Origin of the sequence: Pontibacillus yanchengensis Y32 (assembly GCF_000770635.1) — a bacterium.
In the GTDB taxonomy this organism is placed as follows: domain Bacteria; phylum Bacillota; class Bacilli; order Bacillales; family BH030062; genus Pontibacillus; species Pontibacillus yanchengensis.
Genome location: NZ_AVBF01000107.1, coordinates 1 through 7,141, shown reverse-complemented (window position 1 = coordinate 7,141; position 7,141 = coordinate 1). Strand labels below are relative to the sequence as shown.

The 7,141-nt window shown below is 35.5% G+C and carries 7 protein-coding genes; 5 read left to right on the top strand and 2 right to left on the bottom strand.

The window, feature by feature from the left end; translation table 11 throughout:
* Positions 1-99 precede the first annotated feature (99 nt).
* A complete protein-coding gene (locus N782_RS19980) occupies positions 100-681 on the bottom strand; it encodes a DUF2087 domain-containing protein (protein WP_036824635.1) in 582 nt (193 codons plus the stop codon).
* 207 nt (positions 682-888) lie between these two features.
* Between N782_RS19980 and N782_RS19975 the strand changes: the two genes are divergently transcribed.
* Genes N782_RS19975 through N782_RS19955 form a run of 5 tightly spaced genes read left to right on the top strand, consistent with a single transcriptional unit; the run spans position 889 to position 6,171 of the window.
* The gene (locus N782_RS19975; protein WP_052111469.1) at positions 889-2,499 is read left to right on the top strand and encodes a spore germination protein; all 1,611 of its coding nucleotides are present in this window, start codon (positions 889-891) and stop codon (positions 2,497-2,499) included.
* A complete protein-coding gene (locus tag N782_RS19970) occupies positions 2,496-3,701 on the top strand; it encodes a Ger(x)C family spore germination protein (RefSeq protein WP_036824634.1) in 1,206 nt (401 codons plus the stop codon). Before N782_RS19975 ends, N782_RS19970 begins: the two co-directional genes overlap by 4 nt.
* On the top strand, positions 3,702-3,920 hold the full coding sequence (locus N782_RS19965) for a hypothetical protein (protein WP_036824632.1): 219 nt from the start codon (positions 3,702-3,704) through the stop codon (positions 3,918-3,920).
* Between the two features lie 30 nt (positions 3,921-3,950).
* The gene (locus tag N782_RS19960; RefSeq protein WP_036824629.1) at positions 3,951-5,078 is read left to right on the top strand and encodes a GerAB/ArcD/ProY family transporter; all 1,128 of its coding nucleotides are present in this window, start codon (positions 3,951-3,953) and stop codon (positions 5,076-5,078) included.
* On the top strand, positions 5,068-6,171 hold the full coding sequence (locus N782_RS19955) for a GerAB/ArcD/ProY family transporter (RefSeq protein WP_036824625.1): 1,104 nt from the start codon (positions 5,068-5,070) through the stop codon (positions 6,169-6,171). Before N782_RS19960 ends, N782_RS19955 begins: the two co-directional genes overlap by 11 nt.
* A 34-nt stretch (positions 6,172-6,205) precedes the next feature.
* Here the strand turns inward: N782_RS19955 and N782_RS19950 are convergent, their stop codons facing one another.
* Positions 6,206-6,973: a sporulation protein gene (locus N782_RS19950; RefSeq protein ID WP_237582701.1), complete on the bottom strand. Its 768-nt coding sequence runs from the start codon at positions 6,971-6,973 to the stop codon at positions 6,206-6,208.
* Positions 6,974-7,141: the final 168 nt, after the last annotated feature.

Here is a 7,141-nt window from a genome sequence, read left to right as displayed (position 1 = left end):
TCACTTTTAAGCATCGGACCCACCAGCTGCTAAAAATATCTCGACTTCAGGTCTTCAAGATAATGGGGCAACAATGGAATAAGTAATGGAAACACAGAATTAAAAGATTAACGGCCACATTTCTTTTGGATTCAATTCATATTGATTATTACTTCTATACATAAAATGATTCATGATCCACTCTCTTCTAATCGTCGCGTAGTCTTCATGAAAAGGTAAGATAACTTCATTAATCTCTTTCTCCTCATAAATTCTTCCTGGTTCAATTTGGCGAATTAAATAAGCTAATACCACTAGTTTCTTTTTTCGTTGGCTTGGAATTTGCTTTAAAGTACCATCTTTTGCAAAGAAATTTTTTATAATAGAAAGTTTCTCTTTTTCGTTGACCTGCATTTCTTGCTTCATCCTCGTTTCCTCCCCCATTGCAAGAATCGCTTTTGCATTTTGTTCTAGCTTTTTTTCATCTAAGTAAAAGTATATGGTGTTTCGATCTCTCCTTTGAAATATCAAACCTGTATCCCGAAGTTTTGCTACATGATGGGTGATCGTCGATGGCCGTAATCCAAGCTTATTAGCAATTGCCTGACCATGAAGCGGGCCATGTTTAAGTAGCGTTACGATTTTAATACGAGTGGGATCACCCAACACTTTGTGAAATTGAACGACTTTATCTAATTGCATGATTTCTTGCCCCCTTCTAATTCGATTACCATCTAATTAGATGATAATCGAATTAGTGAGTAATGTCAACTTATCTCTTGTTTATATTTGATTTGGTATTAGTAGTATGATTTTCCTGGTTTCGTAAAAGCTAGAACTAATATGGACTCGTTTACACCTACATTTTCATGATTATTCGACTATTAAATATAGACAGAGGGTTTTTACATGTTTAAATGGAAGAAATTATTTCAAAAAAAAGAACATAGTGAACAAGGAAAAGAATCTGTCCCATATTTATATAATGCTTTACAAAAAAATATGGATTACATAAAACAGACACTTGGTGGTAGTACGGATGTTGTCTTTCGTAACTTCCATGCTGGAGAAGATGGCTCTATTAAGTTAGGACTGATATTCACAGATGGATTGGTTAAAGATGATTTCATACATGATTACATCCTAAAAACACTAATGTCTGAAATTCGCGAGACTACTTTTAAACATTCTGTTACTAAACATAACTCTAATTTTGATTTGTTAAGGAAATATGCGTTAACAAACGCTGAAATGGAAGTAATTGAAGAGATGGACAAAGTATTTAATCATCTTTTGTCCGGTAAAACCATCCTATTACTTGATGACTGTTCTAAAGCCTTCTCAATTGATTCTAGAGGATGGGAAGCTCGAAAAGTAGAAGAACCTTCTTCTCAAGCTGTTGTAAGAGGCCCAAAAGAGGGATTTACAGAAACGCTAAGAACAAACACAGCGTTATTACGCAGAAGAATTAAAGATCCAAATCTATGGATTAAATCAAAGCCCATCGGTACAAAAACCCAAACAGATGTTGCTGTAGCTTACATGAATGGCATAGCTAGTGATGAAATTGTAAAAGAAGTATATAAACGTTTGAATAAAATTGATGTTGACTCTATTCTTGATAGCGGCTATATAGAAGAACTCATTCAAGATGAAACATACTCTCCCTTTCCAACTGTTTATAATACCGAAAGGCCAGATAGTATTGCAGCAGGCTTATTAGAAGGAAGAATCGCCATTATTGTGGATGGATCTCCGTTTGTCTTGCTTGTACCTGCTCTCTTTATCCAGTTTTTTCAGTCAGCGGAAGATTATTATCAACGAGCTGATTTTGCAACTTTAGTAAGAATCATTCGATACTTATCATTCTTTTTAGCATTACTTACACCTTCAGCTTACATTGCTTTAACAACCTATCACCAAGAGATGATTCCTACATCTCTACTAATTAGCTTATCCTCCCAACGAGAGGGTGTTCCATTCCCTGCTTTTGTCGAAGCACTCATTATGGAACTGACTTTTGAAATATTACGAGAAGCAGGGGTACGTTTACCTAAAGCCGTCGGTTCTGCCATATCTATTGTAGGGGCATTAGTATTAGGCCAGGCTGCCGTAGAGGCAGGGTTAGTTTCATCTGCTATGGTTATCGTGGTCTCTTTAACTGCAATATCAAGTTTCGTATCTCCTAGTTTTAATTTTGCAATCTCCATTCGAATGCTCAGATTTGGATTTATGGTATTAGCAGCTACATTTGGCCTTTACGGTATATTGCTAGGAGTAATTGCAATGGTCTTACACCTAACTAGTCTTCGTTCTTTCGGAGTTCCTTACATGAGTCCTATGGCTCCATATGTGAAATCTGATCAAAAGGATGTAATCTTACGTTTCCCAAGATGGGGATTATTCTCAAGACCACGTCTAATTAATCAAACCAATATTATTCGAGAGGATACAAGCAAACCAGAACCTACTTCAACAAAACGGAAATTTTTCAAAAGGAAAGGGAGGAAAAAGAAATGAAAAGGCTAAGCAAATATGTTGTAATCGGATGTTTGATTTCACTTTTGCTTACTGGATGTTGGAGTAAAAAGGAACTAGACCAAATCGCTCTGGTTACTGGAATTGGTATAGACAAAAAAGGTGATGAGTACAATTACACAGTTCAAATCATCAATCCTGGAGAGGTTACTGCAAAGCAAATGACTACTAGGACCGCTGTATCTACTTACACAAGTACAGGTCGGTCCATATTTGAGGCAATTCGTGAAATGACGAAGATTACACCCAGGATGGGATACTATTCCCATACAAGAAAAGTCGTTTTTGGGGAAGAGCTGGCTAAAGAAGGAATTGGGAAAGCTTTAGACCTATTGGCTCGAGATCATGAATTTAGAACTGACTTTCATATTGCTGTTGCAAAAGATATTGAAGCTGCCGACATATTAAAGGTTTTAACGCCACTAGAGAAAGTTCCTGCCAATAAAATGTACACATCAATGCAAATTTCCGAAGATAATTGGGCCCCGACAAAGACCGTTAAAATACAAGAATTAATTAATAGTATCATCTCAAAAGGAAAAGAGCCTGTCTTAACGGGAGTTTATCTCACCTCTACTGCTGATATTGGTAGTCATGTACAAAATGTGGAACAAGTAGCTTCCCCAGCCAATGTTATCATCGATAACATTGGTGTATTTAAGGGGGACAAACTTATAGGTTGGTTGAACACACCTCAATCCAAGGGGTTTAATTACATCACAAATAATGTGAGTGGCACTGCTGAATATATGCCTTGTGGTGAAGATGGTAACGTCACAGTTGAAGTCATCAATTCTGAGTCCAAGATAAAGGCAACTGTAAATAACAATCAACCACATATCACAATCAATGTGAAAGTAAAGGGAGATATAGATGATGTTCAATGTAAAGAATTAGATTTATCAAAGGAAAAATCTTTAAATACAGTAGAAAGAAAACTTGAGAAAAGACTAAACTCAGCAATGGAAGAGGCAATCAATATAACTCAAACTGAATTTAATAGTGATATTTTTGGATTTGGAGAATATGTTCACCGCGCAGACAAAACGTATTGGAAATCAGTTAAAGATAATTGGGATGCAGAATACAAGAACTTAACCTTTCAGGTAAACACAAACGTAAATATTGTCCGAACCGGCACCATCACTGATTCTTTCCAAAAAGAAGTTGAAGAGGGATCCTAAATGTGGTTATTACTTTCTTTATCTTTGATTACAATAGCTATAATCAATGGGAAACATATCTATAAGACTTATGAGAAGAAAGACCTCGTTGTGTTTTCTCTTGTTTATTTTCTAAGTACCATTTTTGCAATTGCATTATTTTTGGAACTCCCAATCCCTAGCCCTTTAAAAGGTATTACCTTTATCTATCAACCATTGCTACAGTTATTATCCATGTGAATATTGGATTATTGAAAGGTGGTGCTGAATATGAACAACCAGGTAAAACTTAATCAAAGACAATTTGGTTTATTAGTTATGTTGTTTGTAATCGGAACATCTATATTGCTCACCCCAAGTTCTGCTACAGGTGCAGCAAAACATGATGGATGGATAGGTGTGATACTAGTACTTCCCATTGGTTTACTATATTTATGGTGTTTAAATCGTATCTCATCAAAGTATCCTGATTGTAATTTATTGGAGATAAATGAAGAGGTCTTTGGTAAGTGGCTAGGAAGATTTCTCTCTTTCTCTATTGGATTTTTTGGAATGATTACCTCAGCAACTGTTTTGTATATAATTGGTGATTTTATGGCTATGAATATCTTACATTCAACTCCTACCGTTTATATCAACATGTTGTTTATGGCCGTAATTATAACAGGCTTGTTTTATGGTTTAGAAACCATTGCAAGGACAGCTGAGATATTTGTTCCATGGATTTTAGTCTTACTAGTCTTTATAATCCTTGCTAGCTTACCTAATATTAATTTACACCATGTAAGACCTATATTAGAAGAGGGAATTACCCCTGTCTTATCTGCAACTTTGTTTGAATTATCAAATTCAACACTTACTCTTTTTATCCTATTAATTATATATCCTAAGCTAGTTAACAAGAATTCTAAACTAAGCAAGACTCTTTTTCGTCCTTATGCTATTGGTATCTTTTTCACTACTTGCATAACCTTCATAACCATAACCGTACTGGGGGATACCTTAACCTCCATTCAATCTGTCCCAACCTATATGTTAGCGAAGAATATACAACTGGAAGGAATGATTGAACGAGTTGAAGTTGTATTAGCTATCTCATGGATCTTGACTGTTTTTTTTAAACTATCTCTTTACTTTTATGGAACACTGCAAGCTTTCACACACGCGTTTCATATTACGAATTACCGATTGATTTTAGTTCCTATGGCCATTGTATGTATTTGTCTTTCCTTAATCGTTTATCCAAACGTTTTATTTGCATCAGAATGGGATTCTACAACTTGGATTGCTTTTTCCGTAACGTTCGGCGGTGTGTACCCATTACTATTATGGATTGTCTCAACAATTCGTACGAGATTGTCATGGTCAAAAAGCGAGGAAACAACCAATGACAAATGAAAAAATTAACCGATATCAATTATTCACCCTTATAATATTCTTTGAATTAGGGAGCACATTTCTGGTGGGTCTTTCATTAAATGCTGGTCGTGATTCATGGATAGTTTTACTTTTAAGTTTGCTCGGGGGAATTGGTTTGCTTTTAGGGTATTTAAAATTGTATTCCTGGTATCCAGACTTGTTATTTACTAAAGCTGTCATAAAAGTATTAGGAAGAGTAGTTGGATATCCCATTGCACTACTCTATTGTATTTATTTCTTATATATGGGGGCTAGGGTTCTTCGTGATTTTGGAGATTTATTAGCTATCACTATTCTTCATGGTACCCCTCTCTTTGTTACGATCACCTTATTTACAATCATAATAGGATTTGGTGCTTACTTGGGAATTGAGGTAATAGCCCGTACAGGAGAAATATTCCTACCATGGGCATTGCTAATGGGTGGATTGTTCATCTTTTTTGTATATATGATGGGACTACCACAACTTCATAATATTCAACCAATACTAAATGATGGATGGTCAAATATTTGGAACAATGTTTTCCCTGCTGGGATTACATTTCCGTTTGGTGAGATGATTGTATTTAGCATGTTATACCCTTATGTTACTAATCAGAAAAAATTGTCTACAACAAGTTTATTCGGCTTATTTATAAGCGGTCTTATCATAACCTTAATTAGTGTAACTATTGTTACTGTTTTAGGACCAAGCTGGGCAAAAAGCTCAGCAGTCCCTGTACTTGACACTATTTCTATGGTTAACTTACAGGATTTTATTCAAAGACTAGACCCTATTGTAATTATACTTTTAGTAATGGCGGGATTTTTTAAAATTGCACTACTGTTTTATGTATCCTTTATTGGATTGAAAGATCTATTATCTATCCCTAATAATAGACGTGGGGCTTTTGTTATTGTATTATCCTTGTTATTGATAACGGTATCTCTTGTCATGAGTAAAAATTATATAGAGCACACAGAAGTAGGCTTAAAGATAGTACCTCTTTATATACATGTTCCTATGCAAATAATAGTACCTTTCTTTCTAATTTCAATTGCTATTGTACGAAAAAAACTCGCTAAAAACTAACCCCCAAGTTTTGAACTTAGGGGGGGTAAAATGATTATTTTGAAAAACGAGAAATAACTTGTTCTAACTTTTCTGCCACTTCCGTTGGGTTTTGCGCTAGCTCCTCATTTGTAAAGTGAGTGCGGACATAACTTTCGTCTGCATCAAGAGCTTCTGCAAGTAAACCTCCTAATCCTTTTGCACGGCGATCAACTTGTAATACAAGATCCAATCCACTTTCTTTAGGGAAGAAAAGTATTTCTAGTTCATCTAAGTCACTTCTGAATTTTCCACCTGGAGAAAATTCAAATTCTTGAACAATTTGATGATTTTTCGCAAATTCTACTTCTACCTTTCGCAAGGAAAAACCAAGATCATGTTGTACAGCTGTTAATACAGTTTGAACATTTTCTGATGGGTCTACATGAATATGATCACGGTCCTGAGGATCCAACGCCATTGGAATGTCTAATCCGGTTTGAAACCAAATAGGGAGTCGGCCGAAGCTTGCAGGCGTATTAAGTGGTAACCTGAAAGAAAAATCGATTTCTTTCTCTTCTTCTTCTTGTAATGTAAAGGCTTCTGTAATGTTAAAGCTATGAAGAACTTCCTCTTCACGCACCTTGCGATCATCCACTTCTTTTATTACCTCAGTCATAAGGAATAAGTTGATACGATCAATTTGTTGCGCAGCATTTCCACCTTTCATTACAACTTTTCCATTCACTACTTCACCCGCTACATATCTCTCTTTCTCTAGTTGTGTATCTACCTTCGCAGCTCCTACACCAAGACTAGCCATAAATTTCTTAAACAACAGCATTCATCCTTTCCGTATAAAATCTTACTTACCTTTCTACGAATTATGATACGATAAGGTTTCTACCTTTTCATAGAGAAATGCTCTTGATACTTGTTACTTGTTAGGAATAAGCACCATTATCTTGAAGACTTGGCTTCGAGATATTATGGATTAGAGAAATGTTTCCGA